This window comes from Psychrobacter sp. DAB_AL32B (assembly GCF_002224105.1).
Lineage (GTDB): Bacteria > Pseudomonadota > Gammaproteobacteria > Pseudomonadales > Moraxellaceae > Psychrobacter.
Genome location: NZ_NEXU01000083.1, coordinates 35,338 through 59,891 on the forward strand (window position 1 = coordinate 35,338; position 24,554 = coordinate 59,891).

20 protein-coding genes are annotated in these 24,554 nt (G+C 42.7%); 11 read left to right on the forward strand and 9 right to left on the reverse strand.

The annotated features are described in order from the left end of the window. Nucleotides 1–37: 37 nt before the first annotated feature. Together CAN34_RS10170 and CAN34_RS10175 are read right to left on the reverse strand one after the other, a co-directional pair. Nucleotides 38–1,816: a PAS domain-containing sensor histidine kinase gene (locus CAN34_RS10170; protein ID WP_089555562.1), complete on the reverse strand. Its 1,779-nt coding sequence runs from the start codon at nucleotides 1,814–1,816 to the stop codon at nucleotides 38–40. 42 nt (nucleotides 1,817–1,858) lie between these two features. Continuing rightward, entirely contained in the window at nucleotides 1,859–2,494 is a 636-nt protein-coding gene (locus CAN34_RS10175; protein ID WP_089555563.1) for a response regulator, read from the reverse strand. A 419-nt stretch (nucleotides 2,495–2,913) separates the two neighbouring features. Here CAN34_RS10175 and CAN34_RS10180 point away from each other — a divergent pair, with 419 nt between their 5' ends. Continuing rightward, the gene (locus CAN34_RS10180) at nucleotides 2,914–3,999 is read left to right on the forward strand and encodes a serine hydrolase (RefSeq protein ID WP_089555564.1); all 1,086 of its coding nucleotides are present in this window, start codon (nucleotides 2,914–2,916) and stop codon (nucleotides 3,997–3,999) included. 81 nt (nucleotides 4,000–4,080) lie between these two features. After that, nucleotides 4,081–4,764: a thiamine phosphate synthase gene (locus tag CAN34_RS10185; RefSeq protein WP_089555565.1), complete on the forward strand. Its 684-nt coding sequence runs from the start codon at nucleotides 4,081–4,083 to the stop codon at nucleotides 4,762–4,764. A gap of 45 nt (nucleotides 4,765–4,809) precedes the next feature. Here CAN34_RS10185 and CAN34_RS10190 read toward each other — a convergent pair whose 3' ends face one another. Further along, nucleotides 4,810–5,139 carry a TraR/DksA C4-type zinc finger protein gene (locus CAN34_RS10190; protein ID WP_079691161.1) on the reverse strand — a complete coding sequence of 110 codons (330 nt, stop codon included), beginning with the start codon at nucleotides 5,137–5,139 and terminating at the stop codon, nucleotides 4,810–4,812. A 340-nt stretch (nucleotides 5,140–5,479) separates the two neighbouring features. Here CAN34_RS10190 and CAN34_RS10195 point away from each other — a divergent pair, with 340 nt between their 5' ends. The 5 genes from CAN34_RS10195 to ruvB all read left to right on the forward strand — a co-directional run bounded on the left by CAN34_RS10195 (nucleotide 5,480) and on the right by ruvB (nucleotide 10,682). Continuing rightward, nucleotides 5,480–6,694 (forward strand): phosphoglycerate kinase, encoded by a 1,215-nt coding sequence (locus tag CAN34_RS10195; protein ID WP_089555566.1) that lies wholly within the window; start codon nucleotides 5,480–5,482, stop codon nucleotides 6,692–6,694. A 259-nt stretch (nucleotides 6,695–6,953) separates the two neighbouring features. Continuing rightward, the gene (locus CAN34_RS10200) at nucleotides 6,954–7,340 is read left to right on the forward strand and encodes a hypothetical protein (protein ID WP_079691163.1); all 387 of its coding nucleotides are present in this window, start codon (nucleotides 6,954–6,956) and stop codon (nucleotides 7,338–7,340) included. Between the two features lie 440 nt (nucleotides 7,341–7,780). Beyond that, nucleotides 7,781–8,818 carry a class II fructose-bisphosphate aldolase gene (fba, locus tag CAN34_RS10205; RefSeq protein WP_089555567.1) on the forward strand — a complete coding sequence of 346 codons (1,038 nt, stop codon included), beginning with the start codon at nucleotides 7,781–7,783 and terminating at the stop codon, nucleotides 8,816–8,818. An 85-nt stretch (nucleotides 8,819–8,903) separates the two neighbouring features. Continuing rightward, nucleotides 8,904–9,527, forward strand: a complete 624-nt coding sequence (gene ruvA / locus CAN34_RS10210; protein WP_089555568.1) for a Holliday junction branch migration protein RuvA — start codon at nucleotides 8,904–8,906, stop codon at nucleotides 9,525–9,527. Between the two features lie 174 nt (nucleotides 9,528–9,701). After that, a complete protein-coding gene (ruvB, locus tag CAN34_RS10215; protein ID WP_079693028.1) occupies nucleotides 9,702–10,682 on the forward strand; it encodes a Holliday junction branch migration DNA helicase RuvB in 981 nt (326 codons plus the stop codon). A gap of 100 nt (nucleotides 10,683–10,782) precedes the next feature. Here the strand turns inward: ruvB and CAN34_RS10220 are convergent, their stop codons facing one another. The 5 genes from CAN34_RS10220 to CAN34_RS10240 form a co-directional block, all read right to left on the reverse strand. Beyond that, nucleotides 10,783–12,213, reverse strand: coding sequence for an FAD-binding oxidoreductase (locus tag CAN34_RS10220; RefSeq protein ID WP_089555569.1), 1,431 nt, complete (start codon nucleotides 12,211–12,213; stop codon nucleotides 10,783–10,785). A gap of 189 nt (nucleotides 12,214–12,402) precedes the next feature. Continuing rightward, complete coding sequence (locus tag CAN34_RS10225) at nucleotides 12,403–14,064, reverse strand: AarF/ABC1/UbiB kinase family protein (protein WP_089555570.1); 1,662 nt, start codon at nucleotides 14,062–14,064, stop codon at nucleotides 12,403–12,405. Between the two features lie 165 nt (nucleotides 14,065–14,229). Next, complete coding sequence (locus CAN34_RS10230; protein WP_089555571.1) at nucleotides 14,230–14,937, reverse strand: SCP2 domain-containing protein; 708 nt, start codon at nucleotides 14,935–14,937, stop codon at nucleotides 14,230–14,232. 156 nt (nucleotides 14,938–15,093) lie between these two features. Further along, a complete protein-coding gene (ubiE, locus tag CAN34_RS10235; protein ID WP_089555572.1) occupies nucleotides 15,094–16,221 on the reverse strand; it encodes a bifunctional demethylmenaquinone methyltransferase/2-methoxy-6-polyprenyl-1,4-benzoquinol methylase UbiE in 1,128 nt (375 codons plus the stop codon). A gap of 91 nt (nucleotides 16,222–16,312) precedes the next feature. After that, nucleotides 16,313–17,023 carry a hypothetical protein gene (locus CAN34_RS10240; RefSeq protein WP_089555573.1) on the reverse strand — a complete coding sequence of 237 codons (711 nt, stop codon included), beginning with the start codon at nucleotides 17,021–17,023 and terminating at the stop codon, nucleotides 16,313–16,315. A 307-nt stretch (nucleotides 17,024–17,330) separates the two neighbouring features. Here CAN34_RS10240 and CAN34_RS10245 point away from each other — a divergent pair, with 307 nt between their 5' ends. Both CAN34_RS10245 and CAN34_RS10255 read left to right on the forward strand, forming a co-directional pair. Then, entirely contained in the window at nucleotides 17,331–19,010 is a 1,680-nt protein-coding gene (locus CAN34_RS10245; protein ID WP_089555574.1) for an ATPase, read from the forward strand. A 665-nt stretch (nucleotides 19,011–19,675) separates the two neighbouring features. After that, nucleotides 19,676–21,283, forward strand: a complete 1,608-nt coding sequence (locus CAN34_RS10255) for an inorganic phosphate transporter (protein WP_089555576.1) — start codon at nucleotides 19,676–19,678, stop codon at nucleotides 21,281–21,283. Between the two features lie 120 nt (nucleotides 21,284–21,403). Here CAN34_RS10255 and CAN34_RS10260 read toward each other — a convergent pair whose 3' ends face one another. Further along, a complete protein-coding gene (locus CAN34_RS10260; RefSeq protein WP_089555577.1) occupies nucleotides 21,404–23,041 on the reverse strand; it encodes an aminotransferase class I/II-fold pyridoxal phosphate-dependent enzyme in 1,638 nt (545 codons plus the stop codon). A gap of 428 nt (nucleotides 23,042–23,469) precedes the next feature. On the opposite strand from CAN34_RS10260, the gene msrB reads away from it, so the two are divergent. Both msrB and CAN34_RS10270 read left to right on the forward strand, forming a co-directional pair. Further along, nucleotides 23,470–23,895: a peptide-methionine (R)-S-oxide reductase MsrB gene (gene msrB / locus CAN34_RS10265; RefSeq protein WP_089555578.1), complete on the forward strand. Its 426-nt coding sequence runs from the start codon at nucleotides 23,470–23,472 to the stop codon at nucleotides 23,893–23,895. A 147-nt stretch (nucleotides 23,896–24,042) separates the two neighbouring features. Then, entirely contained in the window at nucleotides 24,043–24,534 is a 492-nt protein-coding gene (locus CAN34_RS10270) for a glutathione peroxidase (RefSeq protein ID WP_089555579.1), read from the forward strand. The last annotated feature ends 20 nt before the right edge of the window (nucleotides 24,535–24,554 follow it).

Sequence of the window (24,554 nt, forward strand, 5' to 3'; positions counted from 1 at the left end):
TTATTGGGAATGAGCGCTCATTTATTACCACAAGTGCTTAGCCAGCAGTCTCATTATAAATGGCGGGGGCAATCAGACGAAAGCAGGTCTTTTTATAGTCAGGAACGTAAAGTAACCGTGCATGATTGGCCTCACAAAATGCTTGGGATAAATACAATCCCAAACCGGTACCGGCCTTATCCGTGGTAAAAAATGGATTAAACAAATGGGTTAAATCATCAGCACCAACGCCCATACCCTCATCTAAGACATCAATTATAACATCGTTATCCGCACAATAAATTTCGATTTCCACAAAGGCATGAGGGTGGGCGTAGCTACTGTAACGTAAGCCGTTATTAATCAAGTTAATTAATACTTGCTCTAATTGATGGGTGTCAAATGAGATAGTAGGCTGCGTATTGATGTGTAAAAAAACATCATGGCCTTGAAAGTAATTGTGCAAAAATATTGGCATCCAATCAGCAAGTACAATGCTTTGCTGATTGGCAGTCTGCTGGCGAGACAGTTTTAAAACGTCCTCAATAATGCGATTAACGCGTTTGGTTTGCGAAAATATCATTTTATAAAGTTCATGGTTATTAGCTGTTTCACTATTTAAAGGGTCGCTATTTATATGGGCTAGTGTGGCACCAGCTCGCGTCTCACTTTCGACGACATCTTCTATTAATAATTGGCTTGCTTGGGAAATCGCCGCTAAAGGATTTCTTATTTCATGGGCGATACTGGCGGTCAGTTGTCCAAGCGAAGCCAGTTTTAATTGTTGAGCGCTGGCTTGTTCGCGGCGTAAATCCTCTAATATGATCAACTTACTGTCATCTTTTAGATGGATAATTTCGACACGTAGCTTGCCGATGACAGAAGCATTGGCGACGGCTGGCAGTTCATAAACGAAAGTACGTGATTGTCCTGCGGCTATGGATAAGCAGGCGTCAAATAGTTGCAGGTGTTGTTCGTTAAGTTGCTGCTGAAAGTCGGATAATGGCTTATTGTTTTTTGTGTTTAGGGAGTTTTTGTGTATATTGCTTGCGTTAATAGCGGTGTCTGTTGATGCTAGCGATGAATGGTTTGGAATACTAAGTAATTGATAGGCAGCAAGGTTTGCTAATACAACGTGTTGGCTATCAATTACGATGACACCATTAGCCATTTGAGTAATCACTTCTTGGTTAATCACGTTCAGTCGTTCGACTTCTTTGACATGGGTAGCGGCTACTTTTTCAAGCTGTACCAAGCGCTGCGAGATTGACCAACTTAAGCCTCCGACTGCCAAAAAGCTAGCTGACATGAGTAAGGCGTTCCCTAAATTTGCCAAACTCATACTATTAGCGATGGCATAAAAAAACTGCTGGTAAATAACGAAGATAATAGCAAGTAAGGTAATAATCAGCGCTTGCGAACCATGTAATAACATGAAGCTTGCGGCTACCACAACCATGTATAGCATGGTCAACTGCAAATCAGGCGCGCCAGCGGTATAAAGCAATAAACTTAAAATAATGACATCTAGCGCCAATCCAAAAGCCAACTGTCGGCGCATATGTTTGCCAACGGTATAAAATAATCCCAGCAAGATTAAGCTCAGTAAAACGTAAAAACTGAGCACGGTTTGCTGCAAAAAACTTGGCAATGATGGGCTGCCATCAGCGCGAACTGTAATATACACCATCAGCATAAAAAATAAGCTGACGATAAAGCGATAACTGCTATAAATGAGCCCCAGTTTACGTAGCTGCGGCACAGGCAGGATATCATCTTGCTCTATATAGTCAGTAATAACAGTGATAAGATTCGAGGCAGATTTGACAGGATTCATGGGTTGATAACTAATGTTCTTGATAAAAGGGATTCTTGATAATTAGGGTTGGATGAGGCCATGGCGAATCGCCAAATGGGTCAACTTCACATCACTATCGACATTCACTTTTTCATAAATACGGTAACGATAGGTATTGATGGTTTTCACGCTCACAAATAACTGATCGGCAATTTGTTGGGGACTTTGACAGTTGACCACCATCATCGCTACCTGCTTTTCACGATCGCTTAATAAGTCAAAAGGTGAGTTGGCATTATCAGACAATAGAACATCAGCCAACTGTTCAGCCACATCTTGGCTAAAATAACGCCCACCTTGATAGATTTTTTTGACGGCTCGTATCATCTCATCAAGCGGTGTACCTTTAGTAATATAACCATTGACGCCCGCTTTGATGAGCATCGACGGATAAGGCTGAGCTGACATACTACTGACCGCCAGGATTTTGATGCCCATATCAAGCTGAATCAAGCGTTTGGTTGCTTCAAGACCACCGATATTAGGCATATTAACATCCAGTAATATCACATCAGGACGCAGCTGTTTGGCCAGTCTTATCGCCATATCGCCGCTGTCTGCTTCGCCGACGACTTCGATATCGGCACTGTCGGCCAACATACGGCTGATACCCATCCGCACCAAATCATGGTCATCTACTACTAATACTCGAATCATCGTTATACTCTTTTTTATCTGTCAGAATAAAGGGTGCACTATTAAACCTAAGCCACCTAAACCAGTCTAAATAATTAGCATAAGTTTATACATTCACAAAAACACCAATATTAAGCGTTATATTTTAATATTGAATACGTAATTAAGAAGTTTACAGCTTAAATGTAATGCTATATTGCGCTAATGTTAATTAGTATTGCTGTAATATAAAGTAAATGTAGTAAAGTTTGAATGTGGCTAGAAAATCTCATCTAATTGATTTAGTAGATTAAACTTAAATGCAAACCATGATACACTAAAAATACAAAAACTCTATGTGAGTATCTACAAACACATCCATAAACGCTACGTACGTTGTTGCCGTTAGTCAGTATGTAACTCATTTACTGACTAACAGCATCGCGGCGGCAGGAGGCATAATGAAGCAACTACCATTAACCAAACAGCAATTAATCGCTGCTATGATTTCATTGAGTTTGGGCAGTGTTGCACAAGCCGCACTTACAATTAATGGTAGCTCTACCTCTGAGTCTAGTGCTCGTATGAGTTGGGGCGGTGCCGACAGCTTGTCCGAAGCGCGTAGTATCATGTCCAAGTCTAGTAATAGCTCTACGATTAAAAAAGTAGATAATGGCAATGGCACGACCAACATTACCAATAGCTTTGGTAGCAGTAATAACAGTTATAATAATACCAATAGCTATAACACCACTTATCGCGGGAGTTTTGGCAGCAGCAACATGATTCCGATCAGCACCGATTCGCGCAGTGTGGCGGTAATCGATGCAGAAACTGGCGAATCTATCTATGAAAAAGATGCCGATATAGCCCGTCCTATGGCCAGTATCACCAAAGTCATGACGGCTATGGTAGTGTTGGATGCGGGTTTAGATATGCGTGAAGAAATCACGCTTGATCCAGAAGATTTCGTTGGTCCTAAACGTGCCAGCTCAAACCTTAAGTCGGGTGATCGTCTAAATCGTGCTGAGATGTTATTGATGGCATTAATGAAGTCAGAAAACCCAGCAGCAAAAAGTCTTTCTCGCAACTATCCAGGTGGCGATAAGGCCTTTATGCGTGCCATGAACCGTAAAGCACAAGAATTGGGTATGAGCACGGCGTTCTTCGGTGATGCTACTGGTCTTGATAAGCGTAATGTTGCTTCATCAAATGACTTGGTTAAAATGGTTCGTGCGGCTGGTAACTATGACGTGATTCGTCGTTTTTCGACTACCAAAAGCTATGATTTTTATGTCTCTAACTACTCAAGTGGCAACCGTACTTATAAAGCCAATAACACTAGCAGTCTAGTCCGCGATGGCAGCTATCCGATTGGTATCTCAAAAACAGGCTTTATCAATGAAGCAGGTCGTTGTGTGGTGATGGAAACGCGTGTGAATAACCGCCCAGCGATTATCGTTATTTTGGGTGCCAACAGCTCAGCAACACGTTGGGGCGATGCCAAAAATATTCTAAACAGTTTGGCGACTCGCCGTAGCGTATAAGACTACTCATTTAGCATTGATAAAAAAGGCTGTTATGCGATATAACAGCTTTTTTATTGTGTTGAATTTAAGGACCGTTAAATGATTCAGCCACCAGTTTCTACCGTTTCTCATGCCTTACCTAAGTTATATCTACTCACTAATGACGATGAATTTACGGTTTTATATCGTAAATTAGAAGCTGCATTAGCAACAGGGCTGATTGCGCTATTACAAATACGTCGCAAGCATATATTGGCATTGCCTGATGGTAAGTCGACTCTATACGCAGAAGCGCTAAAAATAGTGAATTTAGCCAAAGTATACAAGGTAGCAGTCGTTATAAATGATGATATCAGTTTGGCGGCAAAGCTTGATGTTGGTGTGCATCTAGGGCAGCAAGATGGCGATATTAGTGATGTCAAACAGTATTTAGCACCGAATCAGATGATCGGTCGCACTTGCCATGGCGATATAGAGCTGGTTAAAGAAGCAAAAAATGATGGGGTAAGTTACGCAGCCATGGGTGCGGTATTTGCTTCGGCTACCAAACCTAATGCAAATGTCATCTCACGTCAGCAGCTCATGGAAGGTTGTCAGCAAGGGATCGATATATGCGTGATAGGAGGGTTAACGGCAGAAAATATTACCGAGCTGGCAGGTTTGCCCATTACTTATGTGGCGGTAGTTGGTGATATTATGGATTTACCCGTGCATCAAATTGCTGCGCGTTGTCAGCAATGGCAGCAGGCGCTTAATAATACATGGAATGCGCCTGCTTTATAAAGGTTATGTCAAAACGAGAGCTAGCTTAAAGATAGTAATGATGGACTATTCTGCATGTTCCATACATAAAGTAGCATAGGGCAATGCTTGCAAGCGTTGTGCTTCGATTGCCTCGCCGCATACCTCACATTCACCATAATGACCAGTTTCGATGCGGTTTAACGCATTTTCGACGTAAATTAAGCTTTGGCGTGCCTCTACCATTAAGTTTTTGCGCATGTCATTTTGACGATAAGCAATCGCTTGGTCTTCCCAGTGTTCATTGAGGTCGTCTTGCGGGTTTTGGATATGGTCTTCGATTTTATCAATTCGAGTCTCATACTCTTCTTTTAGTTTTAATAATTCTTGTTTGGCCGCTTTGAAGTCGATACTCATTATATTCTCCTAGTAGGTTATTTTTATTGTTGGATTTATTGATTATAAACAGCCTCTCTATCATAAACGGCAGAATCTTTGAGTACCACCACGAAATGTTAATGCTCGTTTTGTTACGTCTAAGTATATTCTTTTCCGGTGAGCAAAATTTATAGCAGGTTCTTTATGAGCGCCAGTTAGAAAGCTGCTAGAATACACCGCCTTAAATTCTTGCTGGGTCAGTTTTATAAAAATAACCAGCAAGATGAATCGACTAAATAAGTTTAATAAAAACCATTCAGTAACATTTAACAAACAGCCACATTATAGATTAACAATAGATGATGCATAGGAGCAGGTAATGAATTTTTTGCGTATGAGCGAGCTGAGTTTGACCGATAAATTGGTGTTGATTCGTGAAGATCTCAATGTGCCTATTAAAGAAGGTAAAATCACCAGTGACGCTCGCTTACAAGCAAGCTTACCAACGATTAAAATGGCGCTTGAGAAAGGGGCCGCGGTGATTGTTTGCTCGCACCTAGGTCGCCCAGCGGAGGGGATTCCTGAGGCAATATATTCGCTAGCGCCCGTCGCTGATTATTTAAGTGATAAATTGGCAGCGCAACTATCAAAACCAGTGACTCTCAATTGTGATTACCTGACTCAAGGTGTCTCCATCAAAGCGGGCGAAGTCGTACTGCTAGAAAACGTGCGCTTTAATGAAGGTGAAAAGAAAAATGATGCGGCTTTAGCGCAAAAATATGCGGATTTGTGCGATATATTTGTGATGGATGCTTTTGGTACTGCTCATCGGGCGCAAGCGTCAACTGAAGGCATTACCCAAGCTATGCAACAAGCTGGAAAAACTGCCTGTGCTGGACCTTTATTGGCAGCTGAACTTGATGCATTAAGTTTAGCGCTTGAAACACCAGCGCAGCCGATGCTGGCTATTGTCGGTGGCTCAAAAGTCTCTACCAAACTAGAAGTTTTGCATAGTTTGGCTGAGCTCTGCTCGCAGATTATCGTGGGTGGCGGGATTGCCAATACTTTTTTGGCGGCACAAGGTCATAGCGTTGGTGCCTCATTATACGAAGCAGACTTAGTGGATACGGCTCGTGAAATCATGGGGAAAACCGAGATCTTATTGCCTGAATATGTCGTCGTTGCCAATAAAAACGACATTGATTTTGCCGATTTTACGGGCTCATTACAAAAGGCAACGGCCACTATCAAATCTGTCGATGCAATCGGCGATGATGACATGATATTAGATATCGCCCCAGCAAGTGCTGAAAAACTGGCTAACGCCATTATCAATGCAAAAACCATCTTGTGGAATGGTCCTGTAGGTGTTTTTGAAGTCGATGCTTTTGGTCAAGGTACTCAAATAATCGCAAATGCTGTCAAAAATAGCCAAGGTTTCTCGATTGCTGGTGGCGGCGATACGCTTGCTGCGATTGATAAATATCAGGTGGCTGATGGGGTTAGCTATATGTCCACAGGCGGCGGCGCATTCTTAGAGTTTGTAGAAGGTAAAGTATTACCGGCGGTTGCTGCTCTACAAATCAATGACTAATGCTTTAACAATAGTAAGCATATGAGTAACATTAGGCGTACAACTCAGCCTCAACATCTAAGGTAAGCTGTAGCGATAATATTTTGGCTACTATTCTTATCTTACTGTTTTAAGTACGATAAGCATGAATGGTTATTGATTATTGTTAAGTGGTAATTATTTGTTTCTATACTGAAAATTGTTATTGCATGTCTAATTTGCACTCTATAAAATAGCGCAAACCATGTGTTTGACATGCTTTATTTATGAGGGATTTACTATGTTAAAACGTCATTTATTACTTGCTAGCGTTCTTGCTGGTACTTTTGCAATCACTGCATGTAGCCAAGAAACACAAGATAAAACTGCAGCTGCAGCCGACTCTGCTGGTGAAGATGCTGCTGCCAACACGGAAGAAGCCGCTGCGAAAACTGAAGCTGCTGCTGCTGAAGCGGAAGTTGCTGCTCAAGAAGCGGGTGCTAATGCTGCAGACAACGCTGAAACCGCTGGTGCTAATGCTGCAAACGCGCTAGAAAATACTGGTGAAGCGGTTGTGGTAGGCGCAAATGAAGCCGTTGCTAATACTGCTGAAGTGGTTGCCGATGGCGCAACGGCTGTCGCGGATAAAGCCAGTGAAAACGCAGTAGAAGCAGAGCAACAATACTAAGAAAAATAAAGCTAACTCTATTAATATAGAATTAATGGGTAAATCATTAGCTTATTAGTTGCTTTACAAGCCCTAAAAAAATGGAAAAAGCTTTGGTGATTGCCAAGGCTTTTTTTATTGATAAAAATAATCGGCAGCCTTTATAAAAAGTAAGTTATTGCTGGTAGCAAACGAGATCGATGGCCTAATTATGCAAACAAGCTAGAAAAACTAAGCAGGCAAACAAATAGTCGGCTAAGCGCTACGAAGCGGCGGTAATTTTTGCTATAATCACGGCGTAATAATGACGAGCAAAAAACAGTACTTTTTGCTGGCTTATAATGGAATATCTATTACAAAGCTGGGTTGCAGGGTAAGTATTGCAGCGTCGTATTGTTAAAAATGATTTCTTAATATCATCTTCAAAATACTATTTTTAAAACATAACCAGAGAGCGTTTTATGGCCTTAATATCGTTACGTCAACTTTTGGATCATGCTGCTGAACACGGCTATGGTGTTCCTGCTTATAATGTCAATAATTTAGAGCAGATGCGTGCCATCATGATAGCGGCTGACGCCTGTGATTCTCCTGTCATTGTACAAGCCAGCGCCGGCGCGCGTAGTTATGCAGGCTCGGCATTTTTGCGTCACTTGATTATTGCTGCTATTGAAGAGTGGCCACATATTCCAGTCGTGATGCATCAAGATCACGGTATGTCACCCGCTATTTGTCAGCGCTCAATTCAGCTTGGCTTTTCATCAGTGATGATGGACGGCTCGCTTGGTGAAGACGGCAAAACGCCAATGGATTATGATTACAACGCCAGCGTCACGCGTGAAGTGGTCAAAATGGCTCATGCTTGCGGTGTTTCAGTAGAAGGCGAGATTGGTTGCTTGGGCAGTCTTGAGACTGGTATGGCAGGCGAAGAGGATGGTTCTGGCGCAGAAGGCGTACTTGACCACGAGCAACTATTAACCAGTGCTGACGAAGCCGAGCAGTTCGTTAAAGACACCAACGTCGATGCACTAGCTATTGCTATCGGTACCAGTCACGGTGCTTATAAATTTACCCGTCCACCGACAGGCGATATTTTATCGATTGAGCGTGTAAAAGAGATTCATGCCCGTATTCCTAATACGCATCTGGTCATGCATGGCTCATCATCAGTGCCGCAAGAGTGGTTAAAAGTCATTAATGAAAATGGTGGTAATATCGGTGAGACTTATGGTGTGCCCGTTGAGCAAATCGTTGAAGCGATTAAGCATGGCGTCCGTAAAGTAAATATCGATACTGATTTACGTTTGGCATCAACAGGCGCTATCCGTAAATTCCTTGCAGAAAATCCTAGCGAGTTTGATCCACGCAAATATTTCAAAGCGTCTATGGTAGCAATGTCAGATATCTGTACCAATCGTTTTGAAGCTTTTGGCTCTGCTGGTCAAGCGCATAAGATTCGCCCTATTAGCCTCGAAGGTATGGTCGATTTTTATCAGTAAGCTTGACTGATAAAAGACAGCACTCAATAACGAGATGGCAGCTCATTTCATTTTTTATAATAGCGCTTATGAGAGGTAGTGGATTATGATTGGATTGATTACTGGACAGGTGCAGTATTTAATGGCACCAACTGCCTGTGTCATGACCACATCTGGCGTCGGCTATGATATTGAGCTGCCACTGCCATCATTTTGCCAGTTGCAACTGAATCAGCAAGCAAGTATCTGGACGCACTTTCATGTGCGTGAAGATGCGCAGCTGCTGTTTGGTTTCATCGATCGTAAAGAGCGTGATGTTTTTCGGCAATTGATTAAAATTAATGGTGTTGGTGCCAAAATGGCATTGGCAATGCTGTCTGCAATGTCAGCCGCTGAGTTAAAAATGCACGTTGAGCAAGATTCAGAAACGGCACTCATGCGCATTCCTGGTATTGGTAAAAAGACGGCTCAGCGTTTATTAATTGAGCTAAAAGATAAGCTTAAAAATATCGAAGTTGATGACAGTAATTTAGAGTTTATCACTCAATCAGCGCCAGTTTCTCACGAGGGCAGTATTATCGCTGAGGTGGAAGGCGCTCTGGTGAGCTTGGGCTACAAAGAAAAAGAAGCTCAGCAAGCTATTAAGGCGGCTAAAGGTAATGGCGAGACGTTTGCAGATACGCAAAGCTTATTAAAAGCCACATTGCAGCAGTTCCAGAGTTTTAAATAGCGGTGCTATTACGTGAATAAGGATTATTAAAAATAAGCGACATTAGGTGTCGCTTATTTTCGTTTTGGCGGGTACTTTATGATGTTTTGCATGACTTATGCGTAGCGTTTAGTTATGCTATTTATTACCTAGTCTTTTAAAAATAATGATTTAAATATAATGATAAAACCTATGATGCAAGATCGTTTGATTAATCCGCTAGAAGGAGCAGCTGATGCTCCTGATGCCAATATTCGACCAGCATTATTGGCTGAATATATCGGTCAGCCAGTGGTACGTGAGCAGATGGAAGTTTTTATTGCCGCGGCACGTGCGCGTGATGAAGCGTTGGATCATACGCTAATCTTTGGTCCGCCAGGCTTGGGCAAAACCACCCTTGCCAATATTATCGCTCGTGAGATGGGTGGCAATCTACGCTCAACTTCTGGACCTGTACTAGAACGTGCCGGTGACTTAGCGGCCATGCTAACCAATCTAGAAGCTGGTGATGTGTTATTTATCGATGAGATTCACCGTTTAAGTCCTGTTATTGAAGAAATTCTTTATCCAGCGATGGAGGATTTTCAGCTCGATATCATGATTGGTGAAGGTCCTGCAGCACGCTCTATTAAGCTTGATTTGCCACCATTTACGCTAGTTGCAGCAACCACGCGAGCAGGATTATTAACGTCACCTTTGCGCGATCGCTTTGGTATCGTGCAGCGGCTTGAGTTTTATAACATTGCTGACTTGACGACGATTGTCAGTCGCGCCGCTCGGCTGATGCGGGTGCCGATGAGTGAGGACGGTGCGGTTGAGATTGCTCGCCGTGCTCGTGGTACGCCACGAATTGCCAACCGTTTACTACGCCGTGTGCGCGATTATGCTCAAGTCAGAGGCGATGGTAGTATCAATGGTGCGATTGCGGGCAGTGCGCTGGACATGCTAGCAGTTGATAGACGCGGCCTTGATCATTTAGATAGGCGCTATATCGAGATATTACACGAGCGTTTTGACGGTGGTCCTGCTGGGGTTGAAGCAGTGGCAGCGGCGATGGCTGAGGATCGTGGAACGTTAGAAGACGTCATTGAGCCTTATCTTATCCAGCAAGGCTATGTACTACGGACCGCACGCGGTCGTGTATTGACACAGATGGCGATCGATCAGATGGTATAGTATTAAAATCAGAAATATCAAATCATAAGCCCAAAAGTGCACCTACATTTAATTTTCTAATTAAACGCAGGTGCACTTTTTTTTGTTAATTATTATATGGCTACGATTTTATAGGTAAAGGCTGAGGCCATATTTTACCGGGATTGAGGATATTTTTAGGGTCAAGTGCTGACTTAATAGCCTGCATCATCGCGATGGCATTGCCATGTTCTTGATCCATATATTTTTGCTTACCTTGCCCGATTCCATGCTCGCCGGTACAGGTGCCATCCATCGCAATCGCGCGCATAGCAAGACGATCGATAATACCGTCCGCAGTAGCCACCTCTACTGGATCATCAGTATTAACCAATAATAAAACATGAAAATTGCCATCACCAACATGACCGACGATAGGTCCAATCATACCGGACGCTTCGATATCTTTTGCCGTCGCACTGACGCATTCCGCTAAGCGTGAAATGGGTACACAGGCATCAGTCGATAAGGCACTTGCTTCAGGGCGTAGGGCGGAGCTGGCGTGATAAGCATTATGACGCGCTTGCCAGAGACGTTTACGCTCGGCTTCATTGGTATCCCAAACAAAATCGGTGCCACCAAACTCTTCAATGATATCGGTAAACATCTGAGCTTGTTCGCGAACGCCAGCTTCTGTGCCATGAAATTCTACAAACAATGTCGGCGTCTCTGTTAAATCGAGATTGGCATATTGATTACAAGCTTTGATTTGCATCGCATCCAGTAGCTCAATACGCGCAATAGGCAAGCACATTTGAATGGTCAGCATGACTGCCTGACAAGCATCCTCAATGGTTGGGAAATGACAAAGGCCGCTGCCAATACATTCGCTAATACCAAATAATTTAAGCGTGACTTCGGTAACGATACCGAGCGTACCCTCTGAGCCTATCATTAGCCGCGTTAAATCATAACCGGCGGCGGATTTTTTGGCACGTGTGCCTGTTCGAACAATCTCTCCACTTGCTGTGACGACTTCAAGTGCGAGCACCACATCTTTCATAGTGCCATAACGTACTGCGTTAGTCCCTGAAGCGCGAGTAGCAACCATGCCACCGATACTGGCATTGGCACCAGGATCTATCGGAAAAAATAACCCCGTATTACGTAAATAATGGTTCAATTGCTCACGCGTGACGCCAGGTTGTACCGTAACCGTCAGGTCTTCATTATTGACCTGCAATATTGCATCCATTGCATGCATATCGATACACAGTCCGCCATAAGGAGCATTTAATTGACCTTCTAAAGAAGAGCCAATACCAAAGGCAATCACCGGCATCTGATATTGATTGCAGATCTCTACGGCCGCTGCTACCTCGTGTTTATCCTGTACGGTTAGTACCGCATCAGGCGGCTGATTGGCTAACCAAGTCATCGTATGACCATGCTGCTCGCGTACCGTAGCATTGGTACTGAGCTGTTTACCGAAGCGAGTTTGCAGGACCGCAATAGCAGCACTATGATCTGGTTTAACAGTGTTTTCAAGGTGAGAAGCGGGTAAAGATGACATGGTCGATTCCTACATATAAAGCGGGTTCTAAACTGAATGGACGAGACATAAAATAAAGCTAAGCGCCAGCTACCTTTATATTTTTTCAAAGGATAATTAAAGTTAGTGAGCGCTTGTTTAACGAACGTTTGAATTGATGATTATTAATAGCATTTAGCATTTAGCATTTAGCATTTAGCATTCAGCGGTCTAGGCTAAGATACGCCAAACGACGACTAAAATAGCCAATAAATAAAAGATAGGTGACAACCAACCGATAACTTGTGTCGCAATCGCAATGAAAATAGCGAAACCCGACAGCGCCAACCAATCGCGGCGACGGTCGTTGAGCATATCGGCACGAATCTGCTGTATTTCACGCAGTTGACTGTCTTGGCGTGACCCTTGTGAGGCGAGACTTTGCAGTCCTTGATCTAGCAGTTTAGGGATATCAGTCGTCGACAGTAATATCTCTGGCAATTGCTGGCGTAGCTGTTGTAAATTACGCATCGGATCTAATTGCTCTTTAATCCAGCTGCTTAAAATTGGCTTAGCAAGTGACCAAATATCGAGATCAGGATATAAGTCGCGACCGAGTCCTTCGACATGTACCAAGGTTTTAAGCAGTAGCATTAATTGCGGTGGGATACTCATATGATGGCGGCGGGCGATATCCAAAATTTGCATCAAAACGCCAGCAAAATCGATATCGTTAATGGACTTTTGCAACATCGGACCGACAGTGCGGCTCATGTCACGCATCAACGCATGCTTATCGGCACTTGGCGGTATCCAGCCAGCTCGGCTGACGATATCAACCATCGCCGTAAAGTTGTTATTCATCACCGCCAATAGCATCCGCGCTACGATAAGCTGATCGTCCTTTGATAAGGTGCCCATGATGGCACAATCAAGACCGATATAGCGTGGCTCATGACCCAAATCAATCGCAGGCATATTTGCATGGATAGTTTTAACGGGTGGTGTCTCTACGAAGACGTTACCCGGATGCATGTCAGCATGAAAGAAGTTATCACGAAATACTTGGGTGAAAAATATGGTTAAGCCTTTTTCTGCTAGTGCGGCTCGGTCATAACCCAGCTGATCAAATACTTCAACTTGCGAGATAGGGACGCCTTGAATACGCTCCATGACCATAACGTTTTTAGCAGCGTCATAAACTTCAGGTACATACATCAATGTAGAACCTAAGAAGTTGTTGCGCATTTGGGTGGTATTGTCTGCTTCAAGGGTCAAATCTAACTCATTGAGCATCACTTGCCGATAGTCTTCGACAATATCGATGATATGTATGGCACGCGCCGCTTCAATACGAGCCGATGCCCAATCAGCCAATTCACGCAGTAGCTCAAAGTCTGCAATAATGGTAGTCCGAATGTCAGGACGAACCACTTTGACAACTACTTCACGCCCGTCATGCAGGGCGGCGGTATGCACTTGGGCGATAGAAGCTGCTGCTAAAGGTTTTACATCAAAGCGCGCAAATAAAGTACCAATAGATTGACCGAGACCGTGTTTAGGGTCTTGGATTTGAGCAATGGCGATATCAGAGTCAAAAGATTTAACTTTATCTTGCAGCTGAACCAACTGCTCAATAATCTCAGGCAGTACTAAGTCACGACGCGTAGAGAGTAATTGCCCAAGCTTTAAAAAAAGTGTACCCATATCTTCAAGGGCATATTTAATCGCATTGGGCTGGTGCTTTTTACCCCAAGCTGCTGGATGCATACGGATTAAACGCGCTAAAGGTTGTAGCTGCGGTGCCTCTTCAACAGACAGGTGCGTGTCAATACGATACGTGGCGGCAATACGCCAAAGCTCAAGTAAACGGGCGCGATGAGATAATAGCATGAGGTATAAGTACTCTAGATAAAGTCGAAAATAGGGTAGGCGCTGTGATTGTTTATACTGCGATTATGTATGCTGCAAAAAAACCATCACAGCAGCACTGTTTTACTTTTAAAGTAAGTCGTTATAGATTAGGCCACTATAGATAATGTGTGATTAATAACACTTTTATCTATGGTTGATTAAACGCGCCTGCTCGTCTTTGATAGCTGCCAGTCTGGCTTCTTCACGTTCGACATCCGCACGTAGCTTTAATAGCTGCTGCTTAAGGTCATTCATCTCTGCTGTCTGCATAGGATCAGAGTCAACATTACCCGCTACATCATTGGCCCAGTCGCTGACATCGTTAAAAGCGCGTTTGGCACTATGCCGCCAGCCGCTTTTGAGCTGTGATATGAGCAGATGCAATTGACTGGCCATCGGCTTACCAATAAATGGTTCAAGTTGTCCAGCCACATCGGGATCAAAACCTGCTACCAGTTGTTTAAGCTGCATCAGTACTTTGTAATCACCAGCGATAGGCAGGTTACCGTCAGTGCCGCGCATTAGGTTGAGCAGTTGGGCTGGATTATCAACGGTGATGACACAGTCTGGGCGACTATGCCCAATCCGCGCTTTATCCATATTGGCTTTTTGACGCTGATCAGTATGAACATTGGCTTTAAAATTGCTTTCAAAAACGCTTTCGGTCGTTACCGGCTCAAAACGCAAACGCTCATCAGTAAATAGCACATCCAAACTTATATCCGGTGCACCCATATTTAGTCGTAATACTTTGCCCGCAAGCGGTGCAAGACCAGCTTTGGTAATTTCATCGCTAGCAATAGCGATATTAATCAGCTTTTCGGCACCAGCCAAAAGTAAGACAGTCAGCATAAGGCTCTCACATATTTAGTTGAGCGCCTTAAAAAAAGCGCATCGTTTATCAGGGTCAGTTGTTACGACTGATGAGTATTAGCAATTTTTATCGTCACGATTTTTATCATGAAAATTTTCATCGTTAAGCTTTTTTATTGCTACGACTTTTTATCGCTATGCTTTAAAACCGCGATGTACGGCGACGATACCAGCAGTCAGGTTATGATAATCACAATTTTCAAAGCCCGCTTGTTGCATCATTTGTTTTAGCGTCTGCTGATCAGGGTGCATACGAATCGACTCAGCCAAATACTTATAGCTCTCAGAATCATTGGCAATCAGCTTGCCCATAATCGGCAAGGCAGTAAATGAATATAAGTCATAGGCTTTAGATAATGGCTCAAATATTGGTTTTGAGAATTCCAAAATCAATAGACGACCGCCTGGCTTAAGCACACGATACATGGCTTTTAAAGCAGCATCTTTGTCCGTGACATTACGCAAACCAAAACTAATGGTGACCAAATCAAAGCTTTCATCGTCAAAGGGCGCTAAAGTTTCAGCGTTGGCCAATACGAAATCGACATTGTTACAGCCGGCATTGATGAGGCGCTCACGACCGACTTCTAGCATGGCAGCATTGATGTCTGATAATACAACGTGACCGTTTTTGCCCACTTCACGGCTAAAGACTTTCGCCAAATCACCCGTACCGCCAGCGATATCAAGCACATGCTGACCGGCACGAACGCCCGATAAGCTAATTGCATAACGTTTCCATAGACGATGGATACCAAATGACATTAAGTCATTCATGATGTCGTATTTTTTGGCGACTGAGGTAAAAACATCAGCGACACGTGCCTGTTTTTCTGCTTTATTGACAGTCTTATAACCAAAATGCGTTTCTTCATTACCATCAGTATCAGCTGTATGTGGGTTATTGATATCATCACGCTGATTAAAGACAGTTTGTTTTGCTGGTTGTGCGTCAGTTTTTGCTGAGGCGTTCGAAGCGTTATTTAGATTGGCATTTGCTGTACTGGTATTTTGCATAGTCGTTTGTTGGCCTTGTGGCGTTCCTGTTGGTAAATCTTGAACTTGCGTGAAGTCATTATTGTTAACATTGTCACTGCTGTTTTGTGCATTGGCTTGTAGCAATGGATTTGTACCAGTATTTTGACGTGCTTTTACTTGAGCGGTGATATCTTGATTATCGGTAATGCTATCACTGACCAATTTATCCTGTAAGTGACCGTTGGTAGTAGTATTGACATTAGCATTAGGTTTTTGATCAGTCATTGCATTGTCCTATTATTGGTTTTTATGCTTGTTTTTTGGCCATGTTTATTCATATAAAGTGTGCCGTTAGCCACTTATACGATAAATCCTATCATACACCAAACGTTGCTGGCTTACCGCCATTATCCGTGGCATGAACTTCATCAATAATTTGTAGCTCACGCTCACAAAACGGTTCGATAAAGCTGCTCACACTACTAAGTGGTTTCATCGCTTTAAAGCCAGCATCAATAAAGTCGTAAAGCGGTTGATAACCATGACGATAAGCCGCACCTTTTGCTATTGCAAAGGCTTTTTTTAGCATAAATGAGTTGAGATGCTTATCGGTGCGATAACAGACTTCTTTAAGGTTGTTAATTTGGACTCGGCGCTCATTGGCTTCATCGACAGCACGGTAAGCGGTGAGCATGTTTTCTTCATTGACCGCTAGGTCTTGAGCAAGTAACCACTGAGCCAAATGCAAATCGAGCTCAATCGCCAATATAGAGGCTTGAATACCCATGCTTCCTGCTTCTAAAGCCGACTCTTTGGCAAGGCGTTCAAGTTTTTTGGCCTTAGGAAGAATACGACCCAACTGTTCTGCTAATATTTTGAATTCATCACCACCGTAGAGCTGGGTCAAAAAGTAATCTGCCATTGGTTTGTTTTTTGGTTGTTCAAATAGCGCACTATGCGTCTGCTTGATACGTGCTTGTTGCCATGATTGCACCTCTTTGAGCTTGGTGTTTAATGCGGCATCGTTATGATGTGGCAGCGCCCAAAAACGGTTCAAGTGCTGTTGTAGATTGGCTAAAGCAGACATGGCAGGTAATCCTATAAAAGTAGAAATATTAATCAAATTGATAATAAATAAGTTAAGTGGTTTTGAGTTTTTATGCTTATGGGTAGCTATTAAAACATGCTCGCAAGATTTTGTTCACCTTAAAAGAAAATAAAGCAGAATACAAATGCCAAACTGTTACATAGCGCTCTTATCTAGTTCTGTTACCTCGTCCTGTTACCTTGCTCTGTTACATAGCCGCGTTATTTACTGAATGGACTCAGTGCTATGATTAAGTGACTTCGTTATTTTAACCTCATTATTTAATAACGCTATAGCGAGCACAGATATGAGCAAAAAAAATGATACGACTGAAGCAGGTGCGCCACAAGCAGTGAGCACCCCATTTAACAAGGAAATCGTCGAGCAGCGCTTAACACCCAATCCTTTAAGTCAGTTTTTTATGGATAAGGATGCGCTTCGACTGGCATTGGTCACCGCCCAGTTCGCCCTACGAGCGACGCGTCAACAAACACCGCCAACCACCAATAAACCAATGGGGCTATTGGTGCTGGTCAACGGTATGGAGCAGGCAGGCAAGGGAACAGCCGTCACACAGCTACGGCAGTGGGTAGATCCGCGTCTACTCAAGGTTGAGGCGATCATCGGTGATTGCCCATTAGATCATCAGCCGATTTGGCAAGCGCATACTAAAGCCATGCCGCGCTACGGTGATGTGATGGTTTATTTTGGCAACTGGTATGCCGATTTGCTATATAACGTGATGCGTATGGCACATTCAGATAGCAAAAATAATGAGAAATTGATAAAAAGTAAAAAGTGTGCAGATGCTGATACGGATATAAATACTAAGGCGTTGCCCATTGGTAAGTGGCAAGATTATTTGCAGCAACAGCTGATTGAGCTGCAAGCCTTTGAGCAAGATCTTGCTGCGAATCATACTAAGTTGCTGAAGTGCTGGTTTCATGTAGATATCGAAACCTTGCAGGCAAGGCTAAACGATGATGAGACAGACCCACGTTTTTTGTATCAGATAGATTGGCATAGCGCGGCAGTAGTGACGCAGTTTAATGAGGTAGCCGCTACCTTATTACGCCAGCAAGGTGATTGGATCATTATTGATGGTGCTGATAAATCAAAAGCCGCCATGCATTTTTGTCATGAAGTCTTACATGCTATGCAAATGGCATTGGCGAGCAGTGAAGCAGAAAGCAGTGGAGTAGAGAAAAATCATAGTGATAAACCAAAGTTTGAGCCTGTTAAGTTTGAGAATGTAAAGCCACCTAAATTATTGACGGACATAGCCGATTCAGATATAGATAAATCAGACTATCATCAACAACTTGAAGCCAAGCAAGTAAAGCTCGCTGAATTACTACGCGCGCGTAAGGGCCGTCATGTGGTGTTTGCTTTTGAGGGTATGGATGCCGCTGGCAAGGGCGGCGCTATTAAAAGGCTGGTGGCACCGCTCGATCCACGTGAATATCAAATTTATAATATTAGCGCGCCCATGTTGTATGAGCTACAGCATCCTTATTTATGGCGCTTTTGGACCAAACTCCCAAACGAGCAAACAGACCGTATCAGTCGTATCGCTATCTTTGATCGTACGTGGTATGGACGTGTATTGGTTGAACGTATTGAGGGCTTTGCCACTGATGAGGAGTGGCAGCGCGCTTACGATGAAATCAATCGTTTTGAGGCAGACTTGGCAGCGTCAGGTACCTTGGTCATCAAATACTGGCTGGCTATCGATAAACAAGAACAACTCAAACGTTTTGAAGCGCGTGAAGAGACACCGCATAAACAGTTTAAATTAACGGAAGATGATTGGCGTAATCGTGAGAACTGGTCAGACTACGTACAATCTGCTGCTGATATGCTGGCACGTACCGATACCAAAAGTGCGCCTTGGTGTGTTATTGCGACTAACGACAAGCGTCAAGCGCGTCTGGACGTTTTAGACCATGCGATTGAGCAGCTCTCAGCGGTACTCTCTACTCGCTAAGGCTCTGATATTTACTGCGCTCGCACATGCTCATAGTAGTTATGGACTAGTTATAAAGCGGATATCGAGGCTGATTAATGATTAAAATATAACAACGCTCTTTGACTAAATGAGCAGATTTTTCGAGCCACAGATGTACAGTTACAAATCTTGTAATATCATCATGCATTATGCGTCTATATTTAATATAATAGGCGCGTAATGAGCGCTGCTATCTATTAAAATAGCTTGGTCGCTTGACTGTTTATTCTTTAATATCAATTTATCTTTTAATATCAATGTTTTTTTCATGACAATCAAATTTACCACAACAACACTATCACTATAAATACCTAAGCCGCAAGATGCTTTAATCGGACGATTTGGCAATATCCCTTGCGGCTTTATAGTATTTTGCACGATGGGTTTTTATCTTATGTTTTTGTCGTGTTCAAACCAAAGCATGGTCAAACCAAGGTGTATTTTAAGTAACCTATAAAATCGCCAAGGTAATGTATTAATAGCGTATTTAAAAAAAGCAATTCAAAACCGTATAGTAAAGAACCACGTTGCGCGCACGCTATCATAATTTTGGATGGTAAAAAAAATTTCATCATCCATTAATAGCATCGCAATGTCATCAATCGCATGTAATTTCAATCAGCTTACGCAGGACGTATCGACGTATGGGTATTAGCAGCAGCTCTACAGGATCAACTAAAGCAGTCGGTTCTATGAGAATTAATCTATTTTTTGGTGTTTTACTTATTGCGATGACCGGCTACTTTTTGTGGTGGGGTCTAGATTACACCATGCATCAGCAGACGACGCTATTTATTGTCGCCACTGCTTTTGGTGTCTTTATGGCATTCAATATTGGTGGTAATGATGTCGCCAATTCCTTTGGTACCTCAGTGGGTGCAGGGACGTTAACGATCCCTCAAGCGCTCGGTATAGCAGCGATATTTGAAGTGTCGGGCGCCGTGCTGGCAGGCGGTGAAGTGACTGACACCATTCGCAGCGGCATTGTCGATTTAGATGGTCTATCGGTAACACCCAACCAGTTCATTTATGTCATGCTTTCAGCTTTGATTGCTGCCGCATTTTGGCTGTTGTTTGCCACTAAAAAAGGCCTGCCGGTTTCGACCACTCATGCCATTATCGGCGGCGTGGTTGGTAGCTCCATTGTATTAGGTATCACCTTAGGTGGTACTGAAATGGCGTTATCTACAGTGAATTGGGGCACGATTGGCACTATCGCTATCTCTTGGGTGATATCACCGCTACTAGGCGGCATATTTTCTTATCTTTTATATGGACAGATTAAGAAAAACATCATTGAGTATAATGATAAAACAGAGGCGCATATTGCGACTCTTAAAGATAATAAAAAGACGCTAAAACACAATCATAAAGAGTATTTGGACGGTCTGACAGAATCAGAACAACTGGCTTATACTTCAGCGATGTTACGTGATCAAGAAATTTATAAAGATGATGATTGCGTCGTTGAAGATTTAGAGACCGATTATTACAAAGAGCTTTATGAGATTGAGAACGAGCGCAGCAACCTTGATACCTTAAAAGCACTTAAAAAATGGGTACCTATTATTGCGGCTGCAGGCGGTGCGGTCATGGCCTCTTTGGTCATTTTTAAAGGTCTGAAGAACGTCAATAATGGTATGACGACGCTGCAAGGCTTTTTAATCATGGGGATGATATCGGCGCTAGTGTGGCTTGCGACCTTTATTTATACCAAAAGTATCCGTGGCAAGCATAAAGAAGACTTGACCAAAGCCACGTTTATTATGTTTAGCTGGATGCAAGTATTTACCGCGTCAGCTTTTGCCTTTAGTCATGGCTCAAACGATATTGCTAACGCTGTCGGTCCTTTTGCAGCAATCATGGATGTTATCCGTACCAATAGCATTGCCACAGAAGCCGCAGTACCTCCAGCAGTGATGCTAACTTTTGGTGTTGCTCTTATCGTTGGTCTTTGGTTCATCGGTAAAGAAGTGATTCAAACAGTGGGTACGAACTTAGCAAAAATGCATCCAGCTTCTGGTTTCTCAGCTGAATTGGCTGCTGCTGCTGTGGTCATGGGCGCTTCAACTATGGGTCTGCCAGTATCGAGTACGCATACGTTAGTAGGAGCAGTACTTGGCATTGGTATTGTGAATAGAGATACCAACTGGGCGCTGATGAAGCCTATCGGTTTAGCATGGATTATTACCCTTCCTGCGGCAGCTGCGATGTCAGCAATCAGTTATATGGTGTTGATAAATATCTTTTAAAACTTAAACTTATAATAATTTAAGTTTCAGTTGCTTATAAAACGTCAGATATAAAAAACGCTTATCGATATCATATCGGTAAGCGTTTTTTTATAGACAGTAATGTATGTAAAAATTAAATCAATCGGTACCAAATTGCTTACGCTTTTTAGCAAAGAAGCGGTCTAAGCGATCCATGGCGTCTTCTAAGTCGTGTAAGTTGGGTAAAAACACCAAGCGGAAATGGTCATGTTTGTCCCAGTTAAACCCTGTTCCTTGTACCATCAATACGTTTTCTTCCAACAATAAATCCATCATAAACTGCATGTCATTTTCGATAGGGTAAATCTCAGGATCCATCTTTGGAAAGCAGTAAAACGCCCCTTGTGGCATGGTGCAAGAAATACCTTTAATCGCATTAAGGCGGGTAACTGCCAACTCGCGCTGCTTATATAAACGACCTTTTGTAGAGGTTAAGTCCTTCATGCTTTGATAGCCGCCCATGGCTGTCTGAATCGCATATTGCCCTTGGACGTTGGAGCACAGACGCATAGAGGCGAGCATATCCAAACCTTCGATAAAATCAGTGGCATGTTCTTTGCGACCTGAAACCATCATCCAACCTGCACGAAAGCCTGCGATGCGATGTGACTTTGACAGACCATTATATGACAAGACCAGCACTTCATCGGTCAAGGTGCTCATCGGCGTATGTTCCATATCATCATAAAGAATACGGTCATAAATCTCATCGGCCATAATAATTAAATTATGCTCTTTTGCGACCTCGATGATTTGCAGTAGCACTTCATCACTATAAAGTGAGCCGGTTGGATTATTGGGGTTAATAACCACAATGCCTTTAGTTTTGCTAGTGATTTTGGATTTGATGTCTTCAATATCAGGATGCCAGTTGTCTTCTTCATTACAGCGATAATGTACCGCTGTACCGCCTGCTAGATTGGCAGCTGCCGTCCAAAGTGGATAATCTGGCATTGGGACCAGCACTTCATCGCCATCGTTCATCAGCGCCTGCATGGTCATGACAATGAGCTCAGAAACCCCGTTACCTAGATACACATCACGAACATCAACCGCTGATAGCAGTCCCTTTGATTGGTAGTATTGCAGGACGGCTTTACGCGCTGAAAAAATCCCTTGCGAATCTGAATAGCCCGTTGCTTCTGGCAGATTCATCGCCACATCACGTAAAATCTCATGCGGCGCTTCTAAACCAAACGGGGCAGGGTTGCCAATATTAAGCTTGAGGATGCGTTTGCCTTCAGCTTCCATTTTATTGGCAGTTTGCAAGAGAGGACCACGAATGTCGTAGCAGACGTTTTGTAGTTTATCGGATTTTTTTATGGCATTCATAGAGTGACCACTCATAAGATTGTTTGATGAATTTGTGCGGGGAGTAGAGGAGGTTGTTTGTTGATGTTGGCTGTCGCCACTATTTTGCTCGCCTGAGGCAAGGTCTTCATTGGTATTGTCAGACTGCATAAGATCGCTTGAATCTACATCGTTATTGATGTCACTTTGAAGCTCACCACGCAATAGATAGCCTTCGCTACAGCCTAAAATACGCGCTAGTGTGGGTAACTTGGATGACACAATACCATTCGTTCCACGTTCCCAATTAGAGATAGCGCCGCGACTGACCTTTGCGCCAGCGGCAGTCATCGCTTGTGCTAATTGCTCGGCAGTCATCCCTTTGTCACGGCGTAGCTGTACCAGTCGTTCAGCTTGTGTATCCTTGCTTTTATCATCAGCTATCATCATGTAAGCCTTTTTTATGCAATGAGTTTGTAATAAATAGCGTATTAAAGAAAAAATATCAAAGTGATAAATTTTTAATTTATACCTAATGCAAGATATTATTGCATAACTAATTTTAATGCAAGTTTTTTCTTAATCTATAATAATCGTTAATGCAAGATTATCTTGCATTAAAGTTGATGTTTCTTAAAATTACATCTTTACTCATGGATGATTCAAGATAATTTGTTATATTTCACCTATCTCTACTGTTTTAAATCGTTATGCTATCAATTGATATGGTTGGCATTCTTGTAATGAATGTCTTGAATAATAAAGCACCAACCAACAGATAAAACCTATCGTTTTTATAAAAATAAGACGATAAATCACTGGTAGCAAATGATTCACAGTAGATTAGACAATAAATCATTCAATAAGGATAGGTTATGCAAGACAATCAACTGAGCAAAGAAGAAATCAGCCAATTGACAGAAGCTGACTGGAAAGAGCGCCTGAGTGCTGACGAGTATCATGTGATGCGCGAGAAGGGCACAGAGCGTCCACATACTGGTGTTTATAACGATATCAATGATAAAGGGATATATAACTGTAAAGGTTGTGGCGCAAAATTATTCGATTCAAGCAGCAAATTTGATGCTAGTTGCGGCTGGCCAAGTTTTGATCAAGGTATCGATAGTAGTGCTATCGATGAACATATCGATGACTCATTGGGTATGCGCCGTACGGAAGTCACTTGTAGCAACTGCGGTGCGCATTTAGGTCATGTGTTCCCTGATGGTCCACGTGAGACGACTGGCTTGCGCTATTGCATCAACTCAGTGTCTATTGATTTAGATAAAACTGAAGAATAGCTCAAAAAATAGCGAGTTTGTCGTTAAGATAAAGTTAGAAAATAATAGGGGATCGTATAATTTCCCCTATTACTCATTAAATCAATTAAAAATACTGTGCGATTCTAAATAGAATATACCAATAATAAATTTATTTAAGGATAAATAATGAGCACTATTTACGACTTTAACGCTGAGCGTATGGACGCTACCTCGCAAGCCTTCTCTGATTATGAAGGTAAGGTACTATTGATCGTCAATACCGCAAGCAAATGTGGATTTACCCCACAATTTGAAGGTTTAGAGGCGATGTATCAGCAATATAAAGATCAAGGGTTAATAGTCATCGGCTTTCCTTGTAATCAATTCGGCAGCCAAGATCCCGGTAGTAATGATGAGATTGGTGCGTTTTGTCAAAAAAATTATGGCGTTAGCTTTCCGATGATGGCAAAGGTTGATGTTAATGGTAAAGACGCCCATCCAATTTTTGAATGGCTAAAGAAGCAAAAGGGCGGTTTACTCACAGATGGTATCAAATGGAATTTCACCAAGTTTTTAATCGATAGTAAAGGGCAAGTAATCGACCGCTATTCACCAACAACCAAACCTGATGCCATAAAAACCGATGTAGAAGCGGCATTGGTAGCCGTCAGTGTATAAATAGTCAATATTTAGTATTA

Bases quoted from the DNA above. Each gene is read 5' to 3' on its own strand.
- CAN34_RS10170 (WP_089555562.1), bottom strand. From the start codon at position 1,816: ATGAATCCTGTCAAATCTGCCTCGAATCTTATCACTGTTATTACTGAC.
- CAN34_RS10175 (WP_089555563.1), bottom strand. From the start codon at position 2,494: ATGATTCGAGTATTAGTAGTAGATGACCATGATTTGGTGCGGATGGGT.
- CAN34_RS10180 (WP_089555564.1), top strand. From the start codon at position 2,914: ATGAAGCAACTACCATTAACCAAACAGCAATTAATCGCTGCTATGATT.
- CAN34_RS10185 (WP_089555565.1), top strand. From the start codon at position 4,081: ATGATTCAGCCACCAGTTTCTACCGTTTCTCATGCCTTACCTAAGTTA.
- CAN34_RS10190 (WP_079691161.1), bottom strand. From the start codon at position 5,139: ATGAGTATCGACTTCAAAGCGGCCAAACAAGAATTATTAAAACTAAAA.
- CAN34_RS10195 (WP_089555566.1), top strand. From the start codon at position 5,480: ATGAATTTTTTGCGTATGAGCGAGCTGAGTTTGACCGATAAATTGGTG.
- CAN34_RS10200 (WP_079691163.1), top strand. From the start codon at position 6,954: ATGTTAAAACGTCATTTATTACTTGCTAGCGTTCTTGCTGGTACTTTT.
- fba (WP_089555567.1), top strand. From the start codon at position 7,781: ATGGCCTTAATATCGTTACGTCAACTTTTGGATCATGCTGCTGAACAC.
- ruvA (WP_089555568.1), top strand. From the start codon at position 8,904: ATGATTGGATTGATTACTGGACAGGTGCAGTATTTAATGGCACCAACT.
- ruvB (WP_079693028.1), top strand. From the start codon at position 9,702: ATGCAAGATCGTTTGATTAATCCGCTAGAAGGAGCAGCTGATGCTCCT.
- CAN34_RS10220 (WP_089555569.1), bottom strand. From the start codon at position 12,213: ATGTCATCTTTACCCGCTTCTCACCTTGAAAACACTGTTAAACCAGAT.
- CAN34_RS10225 (WP_089555570.1), bottom strand. From the start codon at position 14,064: ATGCTATTATCTCATCGCGCCCGTTTACTTGAGCTTTGGCGTATTGCC.
- CAN34_RS10230 (WP_089555571.1), bottom strand. From the start codon at position 14,937: ATGCTGACTGTCTTACTTTTGGCTGGTGCCGAAAAGCTGATTAATATC.
- ubiE (WP_089555572.1), bottom strand. From the start codon at position 16,221: ATGACTGATCAAAAACCTAATGCTAATGTCAATACTACTACCAACGGT.
- CAN34_RS10240 (WP_089555573.1), bottom strand. From the start codon at position 17,023: ATGTCTGCTTTAGCCAATCTACAACAGCACTTGAACCGTTTTTGGGCG.
- CAN34_RS10245 (WP_089555574.1), top strand. From the start codon at position 17,331: ATGAGCAAAAAAAATGATACGACTGAAGCAGGTGCGCCACAAGCAGTG.
- CAN34_RS10255 (WP_089555576.1), top strand. From the start codon at position 19,676: ATGGGTATTAGCAGCAGCTCTACAGGATCAACTAAAGCAGTCGGTTCT.
- CAN34_RS10260 (WP_089555577.1), bottom strand. From the start codon at position 23,041: ATGATAGCTGATGATAAAAGCAAGGATACACAAGCTGAACGACTGGTA.
- msrB (WP_089555578.1), top strand. From the start codon at position 23,470: ATGCAAGACAATCAACTGAGCAAAGAAGAAATCAGCCAATTGACAGAA.
- CAN34_RS10270 (WP_089555579.1), top strand. From the start codon at position 24,043: ATGAGCACTATTTACGACTTTAACGCTGAGCGTATGGACGCTACCTCG.